Source organism: Massilia sp. GCM10023247, from assembly GCF_042653325.1.
Classification (GTDB): domain Bacteria; phylum Pseudomonadota; class Gammaproteobacteria; order Burkholderiales; family Burkholderiaceae_D; genus Telluria.
On the sequence record NZ_JBHSIB010000021.1, the window covers coordinates 107,236 to 127,944 of the forward strand.

The window sequence follows — 20,709 nt, forward strand, 5'->3', positions numbered from 1 at the left end:
AAGGCATGTTTATCGATGCATCTACCTCGGTCGCCGCACATTTAGTTAACTGTTCGAAGAGAAGTGAATGGCGAGGATTAAGAAAACGAGCGCTGCCGAAGATGTCGTCGACATCGTTGCCGCAATGCCGTGGTGGGCTGGTGTCGCGCTGGCGATCCTTTTCTACCTCGTGTTAAGTTCGATGGCGTCCACCCGGCTGGTGACAGCAGCCAGCAGCCCGGAACAAATGAGCCAGGTGATGGTGGGCATGATGACGCAGATCCTCGCAGAGATTGGCCAATATCTTGTCCCGCTTCTTTGCTTGGCAGGGGCCGGAATTTCATTTGTACGGCGCCGGAAGCGCGCGCAACTCGTCGATAAGGTCGTCACTGGTGCCGGCTCGAGGCCCCTCCAAGAGATCAGCTGGCAGGAGTTCGAACAACTGGTGGGCGAAGCGTTTCGCCGCCGCGGCTTTGCCGTCAAGGAGAACGGTGGCGGCGGCGCCGACGGCGGTATCGATCTCGTGCTCAGCAAGAACGGTGAAAAATTCGTCGTCCAATGCAAGCAGTGGCGCGCCATGAAGGTCGGGGTGACGGTCATTCGGGAACTCTACGGTGTCATGGCCGCCGGTGGCGCCGCAGGCGGATTTGTCGTGACGTGTGGAACGTTCACCGAGGAGGCCAAGGCTTTCGCGAAGGGTCGCAACCTCATCCTGCTTGGCGGTAGCGAGCTCGAAAAGATGATGCGGGAAACGCCGCGTGTCCCTGCTGCGAGGCCGGTGGCTACCCCTGCAACGGCCGGGGCCGGGAGAGCGCATCCCAACTGCCCACTCTGCGCCAACTCCATGCTGTTGCGGACGGCTCAGCGGGGTGCGAACGCAGGAAAACAATTCTGGGGCTGCTCGACGTATCCATCTTGCAGGGGCACGGTTTCTGCAGAGTGAATGAGGGAGTAAGGCGGCAGCCTGACACAAGCTTGGTGCCAATGCAGGGCCGACTACTCCGGCAAAATATTGTGGCCATAGGGACCGTGTCCGAATGTCAGACCAGACCCCGTGCACGTGCTGGCCGGCCGGCGGGCGCCGGGGAGCCGTACCTGGTCACGCGGGCACGATCGCACGCACGACCGGGATCTTCTGCAATAACGCCACGATGGCCGCGGAAATGAGGAAGGCCGCGACCGTGACGACCGGAATCCCGATCCACGGATTGATGAAGTTGTAATCGAAGCCCCGGATGTCGAGTGCGAACAGCACCATGACGTGCACCAGGTAAACGCCGAAATTCACCCGGCTCAGGGGTTTGAGGGCCTTCACCAGGGTCTGCGACCTGGTCACGAGGGCGCCACTGTATTCCTTCAGCAGCAGGAAGGCCGCGGCCGCGGCCAGGGCCACGAATGGCGAAGTATAGGCATAGAAGGTCTCGTTCCCCTGCGCGACCTGCACCGACCGCACCCAGGTCAGGACGGCGATCGCGGCGGTACTCCCGAACCACACGAGCAAGGCGGGCACCGTCCACGAGCGCTTGAACTGTACCCGGCCGTAGAGCACGGCGCCAAGCACGATATAGCCGGCGTACAGCGAGAGGAAGCCCCAGTTGATGCCGACGTACTCTTGCTGGGTGATAAAGAACACGGTTGGCACCAGCGTCGCACCGACCAGCCACGCCCCCATCACGAACAGCAGCGTTTTCGTCGTATTGGCCTGGAAAAACCCGGCCATTACAGGAAGGAAGAGATAAGCGCCAAGCAGCGTGTAGAGGTACCACAGGTGGGCGACGACGGGTGCTTTCAGGATGCGGGCAATCCATGCATCGAAATCCGTGCCGGTGTACTTGAACCAGGCCAGGTAGAGGACGGACCAGGCGAAGAGCGGAACACCAATGCGCCACAATCGCTTCAGGATCGAGGAGACCGTCGATTCACGCGGCAGGAGTAGCGCGCCGGTCACCATGAAGAACAAGGGCACCGCCATGCGCGACAGGCTTTCGTAGGCGTTCACCGCCCACCAGTGGCGCTCGTTCAACAAGGGGAAACCCTTGGCCGATACGTGGATACAAATGACCATGAAGATGGCAACCAGGCGAATGCAATCGAGCGAGACGTCTCTGTCCGTTTTCAGGGCGGTCATTTCACGCATAAAGGCCGTATTGTTATTTTTAAGCAACCGAGACACGCCCACCGGCAGGAAGCCGGGCTGCGGACGAGGGCCGCAAGTGCCACGCATCGGGAATTCTTGGCGGAAGCGGTGAGATTCGAACTCACGAACGGGTTCCCCCGTCGGCAGTTTTCAAGACTGCTGCCTTCAACCACTCGGCCACGCTTCCTGTGAAGAACCGGCATTATACATAATTCACTCTGCCGGCGGCAGATGATCGGGGCGGGCACGCGCTAGACCAGCAGCCAATTTTCCCTCAGCCCCTGCTCGAAACGCCCGGCCGGAAGCGGCGCGGCGTACAGGTAGCCCTGCACCTCGTCACAGCCCGAGGCGCGCAGGAAGCTCAGCTGCTCGAGCGTCTCCACTCCTTCGGCAATCACGCGGTGTCCGAGCTGGCGGCCGATGCTGATGATGGTGCTGGCGATGGCGCAGTCGCTGGCGTCGACCGGGATGCCGGTCGTGAAGGAGCGGTCGATCTTGAGGGTGTGGATCGGGAAGCGCTTCAGGTAGGACAGGCTCGAGTAGCCGGTGCCGAAGTCGTCCAGCGACAGGGCGACACCCAGCGCGTTGATGCGGTCCATGATGCCGATCACGCGGTCGATGTCGTGCATCAGCGTGCTCTCGGTGATTTCGAGCTCGAGCCAGCAGGGCTCGAGCCGGTAGCGCGCCAGGGTCGTGGCGACGCGCTCCGGCAGCGCGGACGTGAACTCGCGCGCCGAGACGTTCACGGCCAGGCGCAGCGGCGGCAGGCCGGCGCGCTGCCACTCGGCCGCCTGGGCGCAGGCCCGTTCCAGCACCCATTCGCCCACCTGCACGATCAGGCCCGTCGTTTCGGCCAGCGGGATGAAGTCGATCGGCGGCACCAGGCCGCGCTCGGGATGGGACCAGCGCACCAGGGCCTCGGCGCCGACGATGCGGTCGGTGCCGATTTCGAACTTCGGCTGGTAGTACAGCAGCAGCTCGCCGTTGCCGATTGCCTGGCGCAAGCCCGACTCGAGCCGCATGCGCTCGTGCATGCCGCGGTTCATGTCGAAACTGTAGAAGGCGACGCTGTGGTCCGGGTTCGCATGCCCTTCCTTGGCGCGCGCCATCGCGATGTCGGCCATGCGCAGCAGGGTGTCGGCATCCATGCCGTCCTGCGGGTAGACGCTGATGCCGACGCTGGCGCCGATGCGCAGGTCGTGGCCGTCGACCAGGAAAGGCGCGTCGAGCGCGGCCTGCAGCTTCTGGGCCACGGTGGTGGCCTCGAAGTGCTGGCGGATGTCGAACAGGCCGACGGCGAATTCGTCGCCGGACAGGTGGGCCACCACGTCTTCCTCGCGCAGCGTGCCGCGCAGGCGGGCCGCGACCTGGCGCAGCAGCTCGTCGCCGACGCGGCGCCCGAGGGTGTCGTTGATCAGTTTAAAACGGTTCAGGTCGAGGAAGAGCACGCAGCCGGCGGCGTCGTTGCGCTGCGCGACCATCAGCGCCTGGTCGACCAGGCGCGCGAACAGGGTGCGGTTGGGCAGCCCGGTCAGCTCGTTGTAATAGGCCAGGTGGTGCAGGCGCTCTTCGGCCAGCTTGCGCTCGGTGATGTCGGTCAGGTAGGCGATCAGCCCGACCGGGCGCTCCTCGAGGTCGCGCAGCGGGGTCAGCGACAGGCTGGCCCAGAAGACTTCGCCCGACTTCTTGCGGCGCCGCACTTCCATCATGCGCCCGCCCTCGTCGGCAAAGGCGTCGGGCAGGCTCAGGTCGTCCGCCTGGTCATCGTCGGCGTACAGGAACAGGATGTTGCGGCCCACCGCTTCCAGCGCCGTGTAGCCGAACAGGCGCTCGGCGCCGCCGTTCCAGCTCGTGATGTAGCCCATCAGGTCGAGCGTCAGCACGGATTCGTGGATCTGGTCGAGGATCTGCGACTGGTGCGCCAGCTGTCCCTCGACCTGGGCATAGGCATGCGTCGCGCGCTGGGCCAGCGAATGCACCTGCAGCAGGGTGCCGGTGAGCGCGGCCAGGCCGGCCAGCTGGCGCCGGTCGTGGGCGTCGTAGCCGGCCCGTCCGCCGACTTCGTAGCAGCCGTAGTAGCTGCCGTCGAGATGGATCTCGTGCACCAGCATGCCGGGCGGGGCCAGGCAGGGTTCGGGGGCCGGCGCCAGCGGGTCGGCCGCCAGGAAGCGGCCCTCGGGGCTGGCCAGCAGCAGCCGCGCGATGCGGCCCAGCTCCTCGGCCAGCAGCTCGCCGCGCAGGCGCATGACGGCCGCGCTCACGGCCGCGCTGCAGGCGACGAAATCGCCGTCCTGGTCCTGGCTTGTCGCCACCAGCGCGTCAGACATTGCGCGCCACCTGGATCGCCCAGTGATGGGCGTGCAGCACGCTCGACCACCAGGTCGCGCCGTCGATGCCGGCCGCCCGCAGCCCGCCGGCGTCCGCGCCCTGCTCGGCCATGCGCAGCAGGCTGCCCAGCGTGCCGCTGCGTTCGAGCAGCGCCGCCTCGACGTGGCCCGGGAGGCGCAGGTCGGCGACGATCTCGGCCATCGGCATGCCCAGCAGCCGGTCGAGCAGCGAGAAGGCGCCGCACATGAAGGCCAGGTCCTGCGCATCGCGCTCGCCGCCTTGCGCCTTGCACAGCATCTCCAGCTGGCCGGCGCGCAGCGCCGCCAGCGGCAACAGCAGGTTCGGCAGGCCGTCGGCGGCGCCGCCCGCGTACAGCAGCAGCTGCAGCCAGCGCTGCAGCTGGCGCCGGCCGAGGACGGCGATGGCCTGGACGACACCGGTAATCGGGGTGTTGAGGGCAAAGGCGGCGGAGTTCACCAGCCGCAGCAGGTGAAACGACAGCACCGGGTCCTGGCGCAGCAGGCTCTCGAGTTCGCGCGAGTCGGCATCGCGCGCCAGCAGCGCGAGCAGGCCGAGGATGCGGCGGCGCGAGGGTCCGTCCTGGCCCTGCCCGTCGGCCGTATCGAAGGGATAGGCGCCGCTGAACCAGTCGAAGCCGGCCCTGGCGCATTCGGCGAAGCGCTGTGCGCTGTCGACCCGGCGCGCCAGGTGCGGGCCGAACGCGGACAGCAGGCTGGCCGGCGGCGGAGAAGCATCGCGGCAGTCGAGCGCAACGGCACGGGCGACGGCCGGCAGCAAGGCGTCCGGCGCCGGCGCGCCGTCGAGCATCAGGCGGTAGCCGCTGTCATGGAGGGCGGCCAGGCGCTGGTGTGCGCCGTCCTCGGCCAGCGCGGCGGCATCGAAGGCCAGCACCACGCGGCTTGCCGGCAGCAGCGCCAGCAGCTTCGGGGACAGCACGCCGGGCGAGGCCAGGCGCACGACGCAATCGAGGGGAGCGATGGCCGCGAGCAGGTCGGCGCTGCCGAACAGCGCGCCCAGGGTCTCCGGCGCCAGCGTGTGCGCGGCCGACCCGCGCGCCGGCTCGGCGAGCAGCGCCACCCACCCGTTCTGCCGGTTGGCGACGGGGTGCAGGCACACGGGCGGAAAGTGGTTCGAGTCCGGCACAGCCATCAGGCTTCTTCCAAGTGGTCAGTCGACCCATCTTAGACGAGGATTTAGCTAAAAGCAACAGAAAATGTTTCCATAAGGATACATTATCTACGTGATAATACGTAGTCAATATTGCATCCTTTGCGGGTTAGAATCATGCGCTTGCCTTTCCAGTAATAGTGCAAGATAAGCCCAAGATTCGGATCGGTCTCTCGTCACGTCGTCGCCGTGCCGGACACGGTGGCGGAGGCGCCGCGCTTGGTAGAAAACCTCAGGAGCCACCATGAAAAGCCTCGGAAACAAACTCGGCTGGGCGGCGCTCTCACTCTTCGGCGCCGGTGCGCTCGCTTACGTGGCCTTGCGCCGCGGCGAGTCGATCAACGCCGTCTGGGTGGTCGCCGCCGCTGTCTGCGTTTATCTCATCGCCTACCGTTTTTACAGCCTCTACATCGCCACCAAGGTGATGGGCCTCGACCCGGGCCGCCAGACCCCCGCCTACAAATACAACGACGGACTCGACTACGTTCCAACGAACAGATATGTGCTGTTCGGCCACCATTTCGCGGCGATCGCGGGCGCCGGCCCGCTGGTCGGTCCGGTCCTTGCCGCGCAGATGGGTTACTTGCCGGGCATGATGTGGATCCTGGCGGGCGTCGTCTTTGCCGGCGCCGTGCAGGACTTCATTGTCCTGTTCATGTCGATGCGCCGCGACGGCCGCTCGCTGGGCGACCTGATCAAGTCCGAAATGGGCGAGATCCCGGGCGTCATCGCCCTCTTCGGCACCTTCATGATCATGGTCATCATCCTTGCGGTGCTGGCGCTGATCGTCGTCAAGGCGCTTACCGGCTCGCCATGGGGTTCCTTTACCGTGATGGCCACGATCCCGATTGCGCTCTTCATGGGCATCTACTCGCGCTACTTCCGCGTCGGGCGCATCGGCGAAATCTCGCTGATCGGCTTCGTCCTGCTGATGCTCGCCATCGTCGGCGGCCAGTGGGTGCACGACTCGCCGACCTTCGGCCCGATGTTCACCTTCACCGGCACCGAACTGACCTGGATGCTGATCGGCTACGGCTTCATCGCTTCGGTCATTCCGGTCTGGCTGCTGCTGGCCCCGCGCGACTACCTGTCCACTTTCCTCAAGATCGGCACCATCGTCGCGCTGGCGATCGGCATCCTGATCGTCGCGCCGCACATGCAGATGCCGGCCGTGACCCGCTTCATCGACGGCAGCGGCCCGGTCTGGTCGGGCAACCTGTTCCCCTTCCTGTTCATCACCATTGCCTGCGGCGCGGTGTCGGGCTTCCATGCGCTGATCTCCTCCGGCACCACGCCGAAGATGATCGAGAACGAGACCCACGCCCGCTTCATCGGCTACGGCGCCATGCTGATGGAGTCCTTCGTGGCGATCATGGCCCTGGTGGCGGCGTCGACCATCGACCCGGGCATTTATTTCGCGATGAACGCGCCGGCCGCGCTGCTCGGCACCACCGCCCAGTCGGCCGCGGCCGCGGTATCGAACTGGGGCTTCGTGGTCACGCCTGAGATCCTGACCCAGGTGGCCAAGGACGTCGGCGAGCACTCGATCATCTCGCGCGCCGGCGGCGCGCCGACGCTGGCGGTCGGCATGGCCAACATCCTGGCGAACGTAGTCGGCGGCAAGGCGATGATGGCCTTCTGGTACCACTTCGCGATCCTGTTCGAGGCGCTCTTCATCCTCACCGCGGTCGACGCGGGCACCCGCGCCGGCCGCTTCATGCTGCAGGACCTGCTGGGCGCCTTTGCCCCTGCCCTGAAGCGCACCGACTCGCTGCCGGCCAACCTGCTGGCCACCGGCCTGTGCGTGGCGGCCTGGGGTTACTTCCTGTACCAGGGCGTGGTCGATCCGCTGGGCGGCATCAATACCCTGTGGCCGCTGTTCGGCATCGCCAACCAGATGCTCGCCGGTATCGCGCTGATGCTGGGCACCGTCGTCCTGTTCAAGATGAAGCGCGGCAAATACGCCTGGGTCACCATCGGGCCGACCATCTGGCTGCTGATCTGCACCCTCACCGCGGGCTGGCAAAAGATTTTCCACGAAAACGTGAAGATCGGCTTTGTCTCCCACGCACAGAAGTTCCAGGCCGCGCTCGACCAGGGCCAGGTGCTGGCGCCGGCCAAGTCGGTCGCCGAGATGCAGCGCATCATCTTCAACGACTATGTCGACGCCGCCCTCGCCGGCTTCTTCATGATCGTCGTGCTGGCGGTGCTGTACTACGGCATCCGCACCGTGATCGACGCCCGCAAGAGCGCCAACCCGACGACCAAGGAATCGCCCTTCGTCGCCGGCATCAGCCCACAGGTGCAGTGATGTTCGCCACCCTCGCTCAGGCCGGCAAGTACCTCGGGCAAAGCATGCGCCTGATGGTCGGCCTGCCGGAATACGACACCTACCTGGCGCACATGGAGCGCGAGCATCCGGACCAGACCCCGATGACCTACGAGGAGTTCTTCCGCGAGCGCCAGGAAGCGCGCTATGGCTCGGGGCGTAGCGGAGGGTGTTGCTGAACACGGCTGCGGGCCGGCGAAACGCCGCCGGCCCGTAGGGTGGACGGCCTTGCCGTCCACGCGTTCAACGACCGCTCGCGTTACGATACTTCCAGTATCACGGCGGTTCTGCCGGTGATTGAACGCGTGGACGGGGGACCCGTCCACCCTACAACTTTCCTCGCACCAACCCCTTTGCGCCAACGCAAAGCCATACCCCGCCCTCCCACGTAATATTTTTTCTTGCAGGAATTTGCATTTCTGCAAGGAGGGCATGTGCGCAGCCGTTGCGCCGGCCCGCATCGCCATGCCGCTCCTGCACATTGCCTCGATGCCGAACCTAGCTCGCTCCAGCCTGAACCGTAAATTGACGATGATGTCGCTGCTTTCGACCGGCGCGGCATTGCTGTTCGTCTTCGTCGCCTTTGCCGTGGGCTCGGTGCTCAACCACCGAGAGGAAGCCGGTACCCAGCTGTCCTCGCTGGCGGGGGTGGTGGCGGTCAACAGCGCCGACGCCCTCGTCTTCAACGACCGCAGCCTGGCGGGCAACCTGCTGGCCGCGCTCAAGGCCAAGGACGACATCGTGCTGGCCGCGCTCTACGACAGCCGCGGCCGGCTGTTTGCGGCCTATGTCGCCCCAAGCCACGAGGGTGCCGGGCCGCAGCCGACCCTGGCGATCGCCGACGCGCAGGCGCTGGCCGAAGCCAACCTGGCGGGCAGGCCCCTGTGGTCGCCGCGCATGCGCCTGTACCGGGCGGTCAGCGGCGCCCAGTCCCAGGTCGGCGTGCTGGTGATCGAGGCGGACCTGCTGCCGATGTGGCAAGACATCCTCGACAGCGTCGGCGTGGCCGGCGCGGCGATGTGCCTGTCGCTGCTGGTGGCGCTGGTGCTGGCGCGGCGTTTTACGCGCAGCATGGCCGAGCCGGTCACGAAGCTGATCCAGGCCGCAAAAAAAGTCTCCGAGAGCCAGAATTACACGCTGCGGGTGGCGCACCAGCGCAGCGACGAACTGGGCATGCTGATCGATAGCTTCAACGACATGCTGGCCCAGATCGAAGGGCGCGGCGCCGCCCTCACCCTGCACCGCGACGAACTCGAACGCCAGGTCAGCGTGCGTACCGAGCAGCTCGAGCGCGCCAAGAACGCGGCCGAGGCGGCCAGCCGGGCGAAAAGCGCTTTCCTGGCCACCATGAGCCACGAGATCCGCACGCCGATGAACGGCGTGCTGGGCATGACCGAAATGCTGCTCGGTACCAACCTGACCGAAGCCCAGCGCAACTACACGCGCCTGGTCAAGCGTTCCGGGGAACACCTGCTGGTCATCATCAACGACATCCTCGACTTTTCCAAGATCGAGGCCGGCAAGCTGACCATCGAATACATCAACTTCAACCTGTGGGACCTGCTCGAAGACATCCACACCGTCTATACGCCGCAGGCCCAGAGCAAGGGCATCGCGCTCGACTTCGACATCGCCAACGACATCCCGGTCGCCATTTGCGGCGACCCGAACCGGCTGCGCCAGATCATGGCGAATTTGCTCGGCAACGCCATCAAGTTCACCGAGCAGGGCCGGATCGAGGCCCGGGTGCGCGTGGCCAGCGAGGACAGCCAGTCCGTGATGCTGCGTTTCGAGGTGATCGATACCGGCATCGGCATTTCGCGCGAGGCGCGCGGCCGCCTGTTCGAGGCGTTTTCCCAGGCCGACGACTCGACCACCCGCAAGTTCGGCGGCACCGGCCTGGGCCTGGCGATCTCGAAGCAGCTGGTGGAACTGATGGGCGGCGCGATCGGGGTCGACAACGGGGTGCGCCAGGGGTCCGTGTTCTGGTTCACCGTCAGTTTCGACAAGCGCCGGGTCGACCCGGACGCGCCCGGCGGCCAGCAACACACGCTGGCCGGCCTGCGCGTGCTGGTGGTCGACGAAAACGAGACCAGCCGCATCGGCCTGGAACGCCACCTGGCGGCATGGAACGTCGCCTGCGAGGGCGCCGCGTCGGCCTTCGATGCGGTCAACCGGCTGCGCGCGGCCGCGATCACTCCGCAGCCCTTCGACGCCGCCATCGTCGACATGGAATTGACCCAGTCGAGCGGCCTGCTGCTGGCCACCACGATCAAGGCCGACCCGCTGACGCGGCCGACGCGCCTGATCCTGCTCAGCCCCGAGCGGCTGGCAGCCGATCCGGTGCAGCGGCGCGAGGCCGGCGTGGCCTACCAGCTGATCGAGCCTGCGCGCGCGGCCGACCTGTTCGCCTGCCTGGGCACCCGCCCGCGCGGGATCACGGCGCCCGCCGCCCAGTTCCTGCCGCCGCCACGCGGCAGTGGCGACGGACGCGGCGAAGGCAAGCCGCGCGTGCGGCGCGTGCTGCTGGCCGAGGACAACCCGGTCAACGTCGAAGTGGCGAAGGCGATGCTCGAGAGCCTGGGCCTGCAGGCGCAGGTCGCGCGCAACGGCCAGGAAGCGCTCGACGCGGTGCGCGCCGGCGGTGTCGAGGCGGTGCTGATGGATTGCCAGATGCCGGTGATGGACGGCTTTGCCGCCACCGCCGCGATCCGGCGCGAGGAACTCGATGCCGGCCGCCCGCGCACGCTGCCGGTGATCGCCATCACGGCCAACGCCCTGCAGGGCGACCGCGAAGCCTGCCTGGCGGCCGGCATGGACGACTACCTGTCCAAGCCCTTTACCCAGGCCGAGCTGGCGGCGGTGATCGGGCGCTGGATGGCGCTGCCGCTGTCGGCCAGCCGGCACCACGACGAAGAGGCGCCAACCCTGCCTTTGGCAACGCGCGAAGTGATCCAGCGCGACGTCATCAACGCCGCGGCGCTCGAGAAGATCCGCGCCCTCAGCCAGGCCGGCGGCGACGCGCTGGTGCAGAAAGTGGTGGCCGCCTATGTCGGCGACACGCCGCGCCAGCTCCAGGCGCTGCACCAGGCGGTCGAAGGCGAAGATGCCGACACCGTGCGCCGGGTGGCGCACAGCCTGAAGTCGGCCAGCGCCAACGTCGGCGCCGACACGCTCGCGCGCCTGTGCAAGGACCTCGAACACCTCGGCCGCAGCGCCAGCGTCCTTGGCGCCGCCGGCTTGCTGTCCGATATGGAACAGGAGTTCCAGGCGGTCCAGCACTCGCTCAATGCCATGCTAGAGAAGGAAACATGATGCCAGCCTCCCCTGCCCCACAACGCGCCATTCGTGGAATTGTGCTGGTCGCCGACGACGATCCGGTGATGCGCCTCTTGATGCTGGAAATGCTGCAGCAGGTCGGACTCGACGGCATCGAAGCCGAGGACGGGCGCCAGGCGGTCGCCCTGGCCGCCGAGCGCCGCCCCGACCTGATCCTGATGGACGTCGAGATGCCGCACCTGGACGGCTTTGCCGCCTGCCGCGCCATCCGCCGCGCCGAAGGCCCCGGGGTCTCGGTGCCGATCGTGATGGTCACCGGCGGCGACGACGTCGAAGCCGTCACCAGCGCCTACGAGGCCGGCGCCACCGATTTCGTCTCCAAGCCGATCAACTGGCCCATCCTCGGCCACCGGGTGCTGTACGTGCTGCGCGCCAGCGATGCCATCGCCCGCCTGCGCATCGCCGACGCCCAGAACCGCGCCGTGCTGGCCGCCATCCCCGACACCTTCTTCCGCATGAACCGTGACGGTTTCTACCTCGACTACGAGCCCGGCCGCGGGCGCCTGCACGGCGGCCTGCAGGGACGCGCGCGCCACGGGCGGCGCGACGCGGCGCTGGAGGAAGCGATTCCGTTCACCAGCGAGCGCTGCGTCGGCCGCCACATCACCGAGGTGCTACCGAAGGCGGTCGCGGCGCGCGTGATGGCGCAGATGGAAGAGGTGCTGCGGCTGGAACAGGTGCGCTCGGTCGAGTACGAGCTGGTGCGCTTCGGCGAGACCCAGCACTTCGAAGCGCGCCTGGTCGCCACCGGTCCTTCGGAAGTGCTGGGCCTGGTGCGCGACATCAGCGAGCGCAAGCGCACCGAGGAGCAGATCCGGCGCCTGGCCTATTGCGACAGCCTGACCGGCATCCCGAACCGCCAGGCCTTCCTCGAGACGCTCGAGCGCGAACTGCAGCGCTCGAAGGTCGGCAACAAGAAGTTCGCCGTGCTGTTCATGGACCTCGATGCCTTCAAGCGCATCAACGACACGCTCGGCCACAACGTCGGCGACCACCTGCTCAAGATCGTCTCGGAGCGCCTGCGCGAGACCATCCGCCCGAGCGACCTCGTGTCGAGAAGCGAAGCGCTGCCGGGCGATGCGACGCACGGCGGCGCCTCGCCGGACTCGTCTTCCACCAACCTGGCGCGCCTGGGCGGCGACGAATTCACGATCCTGATCCCCGACCTCGAACGGGTCGAGCACGCGCTCAACGTCGCCCACCGCGTCAAGGAAGCGATGCGCCGTCCCTTCCTGATCGAGGGACACGAGATCTTCGTCACCGCCAGCATCGGCATTTCGCTGTTCCCGGAGGACGGCGACGACTGCAACTCGCTGCTCAAGTATGCCGACACGGCCATGTACCACGCCAAGAACTGCGGCAAGAACAACGCCAAGCTGTACAGCTCGTCGCTGACGATGCAGATCATGAGCCACGTGAAGCTCGAGGTCGGCCTGCGCAAGGCCCTGCAGAACGACGAGCTGTACCTGCTCTACCAGCCGCAGCTGGAGGTGCGCTCCTCGGAAATCGTCGGCGTCGAGGCCCTGGTGCGCTGGCGCCACCCGGAGCGCGGCGTGATCTCGCCGACCGAGTTCATTCCGTTGGCCGAGGAGACCGGCCTGATCGTGCCGATCGGCGAATGGGTGCTGCGCACGGCCTGCAACCAGGCCCGCGTCTGGCAGAACCTGCTGCGGCGGCCGGTGCGCATGGCGGTGAACCTGTCGGCCAAGCAGTTCAAGGACGAGAACCTGTCGCAGATGGTGCTCTCGGCGCTGGACGACACCGGCCTCGACCCGAAGTTGCTCGAGCTGGAACTCACCGAAGGCACGCTGATGGACGACGCGATGGCGACCCTGGCCACGCTCGAACGCCTGCGCGGCCTGGGCGTCTACCTGTCGATCGACGACTTCGGCACCGGCTACTCGTCGATGAACTACCTGAAACGCTTCGACGTGCGCGCCCTGAAGATCGACCGCAGCTTCATTTCCGGCCTGCCGCAGGACTCGGAAAACGCGGCCATCACGCGCGCGATCATCGCCATGGCCCATGGCCTCAAGATGGCGGTGGTGGCCGAAGGCGTCGAGACCGGCGAGCAGCTGGTGCTGCTCGAGCAGTATGGCTGCGACATGGTGCAGGGCTACTTCCTCGGCCACCCCTCCAGCGCGGACGCCATCACGCTGATGCTCAAGCCGGTGCAGGCGGCATTGCCTGCGAAGTGAATGCATGATGACCCGTGAAAGGCGCCGCGCGGTTTTTTCCTTCCCCTGATCGTATGCGTGCGACCTCGTGGAGTCAGGACTCCACCCTACGAGCTCACCGCCCCGGCGCCAGCGTCAACGTCGTGCGCGCCGGCCCCGGCAGCAGCGGCAGCGGCGTGGCACGCACCCACTCCGCGTGCCCGCGCAGGAAGAACGGCGACAAGGGGTGGCCGCTCTGCCCGCCCGGCATGTTGTACAGTCCTTCCTCCTCGCGCCCCGGCGACACCGTCATCCGCTCCGACTGGCCGAACTTCGGCCCGGCCACGCGCGGCATGTGCGCGTCGCCGGCCAGCTGGTCGGGCGGCACGCCGAGCAGCGGGCCCAGTGCCGGCACGGCCAGCGCGATCGGATGCGCGATCGCCGCCGTGTTGCGCGCGCCCCAGGTGGCCTCGGCCAGGGGCACCCCATCGCGGTCGAGGTCGGCGATCACGCGGTCGAGCGCGGCCAGCTGCACGCTGCGCCAGTCAGGCATGCCGGGCGGCAGCCAGCCGGGCAGCTCGGCGTCGAGCAGGCGCGCCACGACCGCCGGCCAGCGCGGATTGGCCGCGCCCATGGCCGCCTTCGGGTCGAGCGCGGCCATCTGCGCGTTGGCGCCGCCGAACAGGATGTCGTGCAGCGCCCACATGAAGTTGCGCGCCAGCCGGTAGCCGCGCGAGTCGACGCTCGCATGGCCGTTCCAGCTCGTCTCCAGCAAGTTCCGCAACTCGGCGCGGCGCGGCTGGCCGTCGGTCGCCTGCGCATCGAGCACGCGCAGGGCGCGCTCGCGCCAGCCGGCGATGAACAGCGCACGGTCGTCGAGGGCCGCCGCGTACGCCTGCGGAACATCGGTGCGCCCTTTCAACTGGCGCAGGCGCTCGCCCAACTGGCGGCTGCGCGCACCGAGGTCGAAGCCGCCGTCGCCCAGCAGCGCGCTGTCCGGCCCCAGCAGCTGGCGGCTGTTCGCCGTCCACAACTGGCCGCCCGGCGGGTTGACCACGCGCGGATAGTCTTCCGGCGCCAGCAGGCCGCTCCAGGTCGGCGTCCCGGCGGGCGCCAGCGGGAAGCTGGCCTCGCCGCCCCCGTGGGTGCGCCGCGGCAGGCGCCCGGCGATGGTCCAGCCGATGTTCCCCGCGCTGTCGCCGGCCACGAAATTCTGGGCCGGGATGCCGTCGGTCGCGGCAATGGCGAGCGCCGCGTCGAGCGTGGCCGCGCCCTCGAGCAGCAGGTGATTCAGGTTGACGGCGCCCGGGTCGTGCGCGACCCAGTGCAGCGCATAGTGCCTGCCCGCGACCGTGCGGATCGGCCCGAAGCGCGTCTCGCGCACGACCAGCCGCTCGCCGGGCGCGCCCTTCACCGCGATGGTTTCGACCTGTTCGACGGGACGCTCCCAGCCGCCGGGCGTGCGCACCTGGCCGGGATGGGCATCGTCGGCGGCCAGCTCGACCAGGTCGAGGTAGTCGCCATAGCTGTTGGTGAAGCCCCAGGCGACCTTGCCGTTGCTGCCGACGATGATCAGCGGCGGCGCGCCGGGCAGGGTCACGCCCACCAGGCGCCGCTCGCCGCCCTGCCCGTCCGGGTAGGCCAGCGCCAGCCGGTACCAGATGTTGGGCAGCTGCAGCCCCAGGTGCATGTCGTCGGCGACGATGGCGGCGCCGCTCGCGCTGCGGCTGCCCGCAATCGCATAGTTATTGCTGCCCACCAGGTTGTCCATGTCGAGCGCGGCCAGCTGCGCGCCTGGCGCGCCTGGCGCGGATGAGCGACCCCACCAGCCGGGAGCCGCCGCAGGGATCGGCCGCTCCGGCGGCAAGGCTGCGTCATCGAGCGGCGCATCCCAGCTGCTCGCCTCGGGCAGCAGGAAGGCCAGCTGGCTCGCATCGCTGTGCTCGCGCAGCCAGCCGCGCGCCAGTTCGCGCGGCTCCTGGTTGCCCTGCAGGTCGATGTACATCGCCCACACGGCCAGCAGCGAATCCTCGGCGCGCCAGGGTGCGGGCGGCGCACCGGTCAGCAGGTACTCGAAGGGGCGCGCACCCAGGCCCTGCACGCCGGCGTTGACGCCCGCGACATAACGTTCGAGAAACGCGCGATCCGGCGCCGGCAGCGCGGCCAGCACCTGGCCGGCCCGGGCCCGGAAGCGGTGCAGGCGGCGCGCGCGGTCGAGCGGCAGCGCGCGCGGACCGAACAGCTCGGCCAGTTCGCCGGCCGCCGTGCGGCGCAACAGGTCCATCTGGAAAAAGCGTTCCTGCGCATGGACAAAGCCGGTGGCGTAGGCAAGGTCGAGGCGGTTGGCGCCGCGGATCAGCGGCACCCCGGCTTCGTCGCGCGCGACCGTGACCGGTGCGGCGAGGCCGGCCGCCTCGACCCGGCCGTCGAGTTGCGCGAGGCTGGCGCGCAGCGTCAGCCACACGCCGAGCAAGGCCAGCAGCACGAGCCCGGCGAGGCCCGCCAGGATGCGCGCCGTCCAGGCCCGCCAGCGGCGTGATCCCATGTTTTCTCCCATGCTGTTGATCTTGCCAGAAAAGCCATGGCCGCGATAGCGCAGCGCGGCCGGCGGCGGGGACTGGCGTTGCTCCGTCCGATTGGAGGGAATCGAGCAGTGTTCTGGTTCTTGCGCTAAGCTCGAAACCAGTCAAAGCGAACCGAGAAGGAGTCGGCCATGCGTACCTTGATTGTTCTATCGGCGGCGCTCGCCCTGAGCGCCTGCGCCACGCCGCAGGAGCGGGCGGCGCGCAAACAAGCGGAAATGGCGGAAATGATGATGATCTATGGCCCGGCCTGCGATCGGCTTGGCTATGCCCAGCAATCGAATGAGTGGCGCGACTGCATCATCAGCCTGAGTACGAAAGACGACCTGCAGCGCTACGGCACCAGTCCTGGCTACTATGGCTACGGCGGCTGGGGTCCGCGCTACTGGGGCGGCGGCTACTGGGGACGCTGGTAAGCCCGGGCGCCTTGCCGGCCGGCGCTGCGGCAAGCGCGCGGCCGAGGCCGCGCCGCTCAGGTGCGCTGCTGCGTATGGCTCGGCTGCAAGGGCGCGCCGGCAGTTGGCGTTGCGCGCAGCCCTTGCGCGCACGCCGCTTTCGTGACCGCCGCGTGCGAAGCCAGCATGCGCTCGACCAGGCGCTGCGCGTGCGCCACCAGGCGCGGGTGGCGCACGTCGGGCGGATGCAGGCTCAAGCGCATGAGGGGTGCCCGTGCCAGCAAGGGCGCGGCCAGGCTGGCGGCCAGCGGCGACAGCGCGCGCCCGCTGCGGTTGCGCGCCGTGTACACGAGCGAGGGCGCGAACACCGAGCGGCCTTCCTGTAACAGGTGAAAGCGGGTGAAGGTCGTGGTGTAGGCAAAGCCGAACTCCGGCAGCACCTCCCAGGCCCCCTGCCCCAGCAGCCAGGCCGGCGCCACGAACCCGGGCGACTGCCAGCCGCGCGCACGGAACCACTCGAGCCCGAGCCCGATGCGGCGCCGCGCCTCGGCCGCCGACAGGGCGGAAAATTCGCCTTCGCTGCGCGTGTACACGCCGCGCAGGAAGCGTTCGCGCAGGCCGCCTGCAGGGCCTTCGGTGTCGAGGTGGGTGTAGCCGTGCAAGACCAGTTCGTCGCCGCGCGCCAGCGCGGCGTCGAGGCCGGCGCGCATCGCGGCCTCGCTGCGCGCATGGTCGCGATTGCGAGGGTGATGGTGATAGCGCGGCACCACCAGCCAGCTCAGCGGAATCTCGCCCACGCTGCGCAGCGCGCGCGCCAGGCGCTCGCACTCGTCCCAGGTGGCGGGCGCGACGTCGTGGATCGACACGCACAGCATCGGGGCGTGGACGCGGGCTTGGGTAGCGGCGCCTGCCGGCTCAGTCGGTGACACAGATCCCACGCGATCCCGGTTCGTCCTGCTCGCGCCTGCCGAGCACGGCCTGGTAACGGCGCATCACCTGCGGCAGGATCTGGTTCCAGTCGTAGCATTCGGCGGCCTTGCGGCGCGCATGTTCGCCCAGCTGGGCCAGGTTGCGCTCGTAGATCGCCTCGATGGCGCCGGCCAGGCTGTCCACGCAGTTCGGTTCGGCCAGGATGCCGGTGTGCTCGTCGACCAGTTCGGCCACGCCGCCGCCGGTCGTGGCCACCACCGGCCGCCCGCAGGCCATGGCCTCGAGCACGATCAGGCCGAAGGTTTCGCAGTCGCCCGGGTGGACCAGCACGTCGCAACTGGCCAGCAGGCGCGCCAGCTGGCGCTGGTTGCGGCAGAACGGCAGGTAGGTGACCTGCGGGTAGTGCGGCAGCTCGAGCCCGCCGCCGACCATGACCAGGTGATAGGGCCGGCCGAGCTTGCGCACGGCGTCGATCAGCAGCGGCAGCTTTTTTTCGGCCGTGAAGCGCCCGGCGTAGACCAGCAGCCGCGCGTTCTCGGGCAGGCGCAGGTGGGCGCGCAGGGTCTCGACCCGGCGCGCCGGGTGGAACACGCCGGCGTCGATCCCGAGCGGCTGGTGGCGCGCATCGTGCACGCCGATCTCGTGCAGTTGCTCGACCATCACCCGGCTCGGCGCCAGCACGAGGTCGAACTGGCGGTAGAGGTGGGCCAGGTATTTGCAGGTGACACCCTCGGCCGTCTGGCCGAAGCGCGGCCGCACCAGGCGCGGCAGGTCGGAATGGTAGAAGGCGATCGCCGGCACGTCCAGCCGGCGCTGCAAGTTGAGTGCCGCCCAGGCGCTGTGGCCGGCGTCGCCGACCTCGATGATGTCCGGCCGCGCCTGGCGCAGCAGGCGCGCGGGCGCGCGCACCGATACCGGCATGCGAAAGCCGTTGATGCCCGGCAGCGCGAACGCGGGCACCCGCACCAGGGCCGGTGCCTCGCCGCCGCTGTCGACGTTCGGGCTGAGGATGGTGTGCCGCACGCGGCTGTGCCGCGCCAGCCAGCGTGCCTTGGCGTTCAGGTAAGTGCTCACGCCATTGCCTCCGGCGGCGTAGAACATCGTGATGTCGACTAGGTGCATGCTCGCAGTCCGCTTGAAGAGTGGCCACGATAGCAGCGGACCGGCCGCACTGATTGCGCACACGCAAACGGCGACCCGCCGCGTCAAACGACTTTACTACCGGGTGCTTGTCAGGACGATTATGCGCTGCGGCGGTCGAGCATGGCGCGCGCTATGGTGCCGGCATCGACATACTCGAGCTCGCCGCCGACGGGGACGCCGCGCGCCAGCCGGCTCACCTTCAGGCCCCTGGCCTTGAGCATTTCGCTGATGTAATGGGCGGTCGCTTCGCCCTCGTTGGTGAAATTGGTCGCGAGCACGACCTCGGCGACGACGCCGTCCGCGGCACGGGCGATCAGCTTGTCGAGGTGCAGGTCCTTGGGGCCGATGCCGTCCAGCGGCGAAAGCCGGCCCATCAGCACGAAGTACAGGCCCTTGTAGGTCAGGGTCTGCTCGATCATCATCTGGTCGGCCGGGGTTTCGACGATGCACAGCAGGTTGCGCTCGCGCGCCTCGTCGGCGCACATCTCGCAGACCTCGGTGTCGGCGAAGGTATTGCACATGGCGCAGTGGTGCACCGTGTCGACCGCTTGGTAGAGCGCGCGCGACAGCATCGCCGCGCCCTCGCGGTCGTGCTGCAGCAGGTGGAAGGCCATGCGCTGGGCCGATTTCGGGCCGATGCCCGGCAGCCGGCGCAGGGCCTCGGTCAGGAAGTCGAGCGACCTGGACATGCTAGGCGCGCCAGGCCGCCAGGGCCTCGGCGGTCATGGTCGGGGTGAATTCGGTGATCTCGTAGCGCGCCAGGTCGGCCAGCGCGAACGGATCCTCGCCCAGGATCTTTTCCAGCGCGGCGCGGCTGGGCGCATGCGCGACGATGATCCCGCCGTCGCGCGGCACCTTCGCGCCGGACATCAGGAACACGCCGGCCGCGTACTGTTCGGCCAGGTAGTCCCGGTGCGCGGCCAGGCGCGCATCGATCTTGGCGAGCGGCGCGGTGTAGGTGAGCGAGATAATGAACATCAGTGCGTGAACATCAGTGCGTGAACATTAATGCGTGAACATCGATGCGTGCATCAGAACGGCATCTTGAAGCCGGGCGGCAGGCCAGGCATGCCGGCGGTCAGGCCGCTCATCTTTTCGGCGGAGGTCGCCTCGGCCTTGCGCACGGCATCGTTGAAGGCGGCGGCCACCAGGTCTTCCAGCATGTCCTTGTCGTCGGCCAGCAGCGACGGGTCGATCTGGACGCGCTTGACGTCGTTCTTGCAGGTCATCGTGACCTTCACCATGCCGGCGCCGGACTGGCCTTCGACTTCGATCAGGGCCAGCTGCTCTTGCGCCTTCTTCATGTTGTCCTGCATGGCTTGCGCCTGTTTCATCAAGCCTGCGAGCTGGTTCTTCATCATGATGCGGTTCTCCGTTGAATCGTTAGAAAGGTGTAGGGTCAGGCGAGCGGCGGCTTCACCGAGCCGGGCACGACGAAAGCGCCGAAGGTGCTTTCCATTTCCTGTACAAAGGGGTCGCTCGCCACCAGCGCTTCGGCCTGGCGCTGGCGTTCTTCGCGCGCGGCCTTCGCCTCGGCCCCGGCCGTGTACCAGACCGGACCGATTTCGGTCTCGACCGTGATGCGCTTGCCGGGGAAGCAATCTTGCAACGCGGCCTGCAGTTTTTCGCTGTTGCCGCTGGCGCGCAGGGTGTCGACCGGCACCCGCAGGCGAAACAGTGCGGCAGCCGCGTCCGCGTGGCAATCGACCAGTTCGGTCTGCAATGCCAGCTGCTGCGATACGCCGCGCAGCGGCAGCGTGGCGGCCAGCGCCGGCCAGTTGCCATCCCAGTCGAGCGCCGGCACCGGCGTCACGACATAGGCGTGCGGCGGCGCGGCCGGGGCGCGCGGCGCCTGCACCGGCGCGCTTACGGGCGCCGCGACGGCGGCCGCTTCGGCGGCGACGGCGGTATCGTCGGAAAATCCGGTGACCCAGGCCGGCGGCTCGTCATCGGCGACGGGGTTCTGGCCGCGCGCCTGCGGCTGCTGGCGTGCCTGCGCCTGGGCGCCGGCACCGTCCCAGGGCGGCGCAGCGCCGGGGCGGGCGCCAGCTTGCGGCGCATTCGGCGCCGACGGCGGCGCCATGCGGGCAGCCGTGCCCGAACCTGCACCTGGCGCGGCGTCGGGACCGACGTTGATCGGGCGTGCCGGCGCCGCCGGGGCCGCCGCGGGCGGCGGGGCATCGGCGCCCGGCCGCTTGGCCGG

The 20,709-nt window shown here is 68.2% G+C and carries 15 protein-coding genes, 1 tRNA gene and 1 pseudogene; 6 read left to right on the forward strand and 11 right to left on the reverse strand.

Annotation, left to right across the window (positions count from 1 at the left end; translation table 11 throughout):
• Positions 1-67 precede the first annotated feature (67 nt).
• Positions 68-922, forward strand: coding sequence for a restriction endonuclease (locus tag ACFPAH_RS16685; protein ID WP_379747525.1), 855 nt, complete (start codon positions 68-70; stop codon positions 920-922).
• Positions 923-1,078: 156 nt separating this feature from the next.
• Here the strand turns inward: ACFPAH_RS16685 and ACFPAH_RS16690 are convergent, their stop codons facing one another.
• The 4 genes from ACFPAH_RS16690 to ACFPAH_RS16705 form a co-directional block, all read right to left on the reverse strand.
• Positions 1,079-2,203, reverse strand: coding sequence for an acyltransferase (locus tag ACFPAH_RS16690; protein WP_379747527.1), 1,125 nt, complete (start codon positions 2,201-2,203; stop codon positions 1,079-1,081).
• Between the two features lie 10 nt (positions 2,204-2,213).
• Positions 2,214-2,303: transfer RNA gene (locus tag ACFPAH_RS16695), tRNA-Ser, on the reverse strand.
• A 64-nt stretch (positions 2,304-2,367) separates the two neighbouring features.
• The gene (locus ACFPAH_RS16700; protein ID WP_379747529.1) at positions 2,368-4,443 is read right to left on the reverse strand and encodes a putative bifunctional diguanylate cyclase/phosphodiesterase; all 2,076 of its coding nucleotides are present in this window, start codon (positions 4,441-4,443) and stop codon (positions 2,368-2,370) included.
• Positions 4,436-5,614 carry an EAL and HDOD domain-containing protein gene (locus tag ACFPAH_RS16705; protein ID WP_379747531.1) on the reverse strand — a complete coding sequence of 393 codons (1,179 nt, stop codon included), beginning with the start codon at positions 5,612-5,614 and terminating at the stop codon, positions 4,436-4,438. Before ACFPAH_RS16705 ends, ACFPAH_RS16700 begins: the two co-directional genes overlap by 8 nt.
• Positions 5,615-5,876: 262 nt before the next feature.
• Here ACFPAH_RS16705 and ACFPAH_RS16710 point away from each other — a divergent pair, with 262 nt between their 5' ends.
• From ACFPAH_RS16710 to ACFPAH_RS16725, 4 genes are all read left to right on the forward strand, one after another.
• On the forward strand, positions 5,877-7,943 hold the full coding sequence (locus tag ACFPAH_RS16710) for a carbon starvation CstA family protein (protein WP_379747533.1): 2,067 nt from the start codon (positions 5,877-5,879) through the stop codon (positions 7,941-7,943).
• Positions 7,943-8,140, forward strand: coding sequence for a YbdD/YjiX family protein (locus ACFPAH_RS16715; RefSeq protein WP_379747535.1), 198 nt, complete (start codon positions 7,943-7,945; stop codon positions 8,138-8,140). Before ACFPAH_RS16710 ends, ACFPAH_RS16715 begins: the two co-directional genes overlap by 1 nt.
• Positions 8,141-8,393: 253 nt before the next feature.
• Positions 8,394-11,276 carry a response regulator gene (locus ACFPAH_RS16720; protein ID WP_379747537.1) on the forward strand — a complete coding sequence of 961 codons (2,883 nt, stop codon included), beginning with the start codon at positions 8,394-8,396 and terminating at the stop codon, positions 11,274-11,276.
• Positions 11,276-13,498, forward strand: coding sequence for a putative bifunctional diguanylate cyclase/phosphodiesterase (locus ACFPAH_RS16725; protein ID WP_379747559.1), 2,223 nt, complete (start codon positions 11,276-11,278; stop codon positions 13,496-13,498). Before ACFPAH_RS16720 ends, ACFPAH_RS16725 begins: the two co-directional genes overlap by 1 nt.
• A 94-nt stretch (positions 13,499-13,592) precedes the next feature.
• On the opposite strand, the gene ACFPAH_RS16730 is transcribed toward ACFPAH_RS16725, so the two are convergent.
• The gene (locus ACFPAH_RS16730; protein ID WP_379747539.1) at positions 13,593-16,001 is read right to left on the reverse strand and encodes a penicillin acylase family protein; all 2,409 of its coding nucleotides are present in this window, start codon (positions 15,999-16,001) and stop codon (positions 13,593-13,595) included.
• 168 nt (positions 16,002-16,169) lie between these two features.
• Between ACFPAH_RS16730 and ACFPAH_RS16735 the strand changes: the two genes are divergently transcribed.
• On the forward strand, positions 16,170-16,454 hold the full coding sequence (locus ACFPAH_RS16735; RefSeq protein ID WP_379747541.1) for a hypothetical protein: 285 nt from the start codon (positions 16,170-16,172) through the stop codon (positions 16,452-16,454).
• 56 nt (positions 16,455-16,510) lie between these two features.
• Here ACFPAH_RS16735 and ACFPAH_RS16740 read toward each other — a convergent pair whose 3' ends face one another.
• From ACFPAH_RS16740 to ACFPAH_RS16765, 6 genes and pseudogenes are all read right to left on the reverse strand, one after another.
• The gene (locus ACFPAH_RS16740) at positions 16,511-17,308 is read right to left on the reverse strand and encodes a DUF2334 domain-containing protein (protein WP_379747561.1); all 798 of its coding nucleotides are present in this window, start codon (positions 17,306-17,308) and stop codon (positions 16,511-16,513) included.
• Between the two features lie 40 nt (positions 17,309-17,348).
• Entirely contained in the window at positions 17,349-18,485 is a 1,137-nt protein-coding gene (locus ACFPAH_RS16745) for a glycosyltransferase family 4 protein (protein ID WP_379747543.1), read from the reverse strand.
• A 119-nt stretch (positions 18,486-18,604) separates the two neighbouring features.
• Positions 18,605-19,195: a recombination mediator RecR gene (gene recR, locus ACFPAH_RS16750; RefSeq protein WP_379747545.1), complete on the reverse strand. Its 591-nt coding sequence runs from the start codon at positions 19,193-19,195 to the stop codon at positions 18,605-18,607.
• 1 nt (position 19,196) lies between these two features.
• Positions 19,197-19,484 carry a YciI family protein gene (locus ACFPAH_RS16755; protein WP_379747547.1) on the reverse strand — a complete coding sequence of 96 codons (288 nt, stop codon included), beginning with the start codon at positions 19,482-19,484 and terminating at the stop codon, positions 19,197-19,199.
• Between the two features lie 53 nt (positions 19,485-19,537).
• Positions 19,538-19,867: a YbaB/EbfC family nucleoid-associated protein gene (locus ACFPAH_RS16760; protein ID WP_379747549.1), complete on the reverse strand. Its 330-nt coding sequence runs from the start codon at positions 19,865-19,867 to the stop codon at positions 19,538-19,540.
• Positions 19,868-19,905: 38 nt separating this feature from the next.
• Positions 19,906-20,709, reverse strand: a pseudogene (locus tag ACFPAH_RS16765) (DNA polymerase III subunit gamma/tau); the annotation flags it as partial.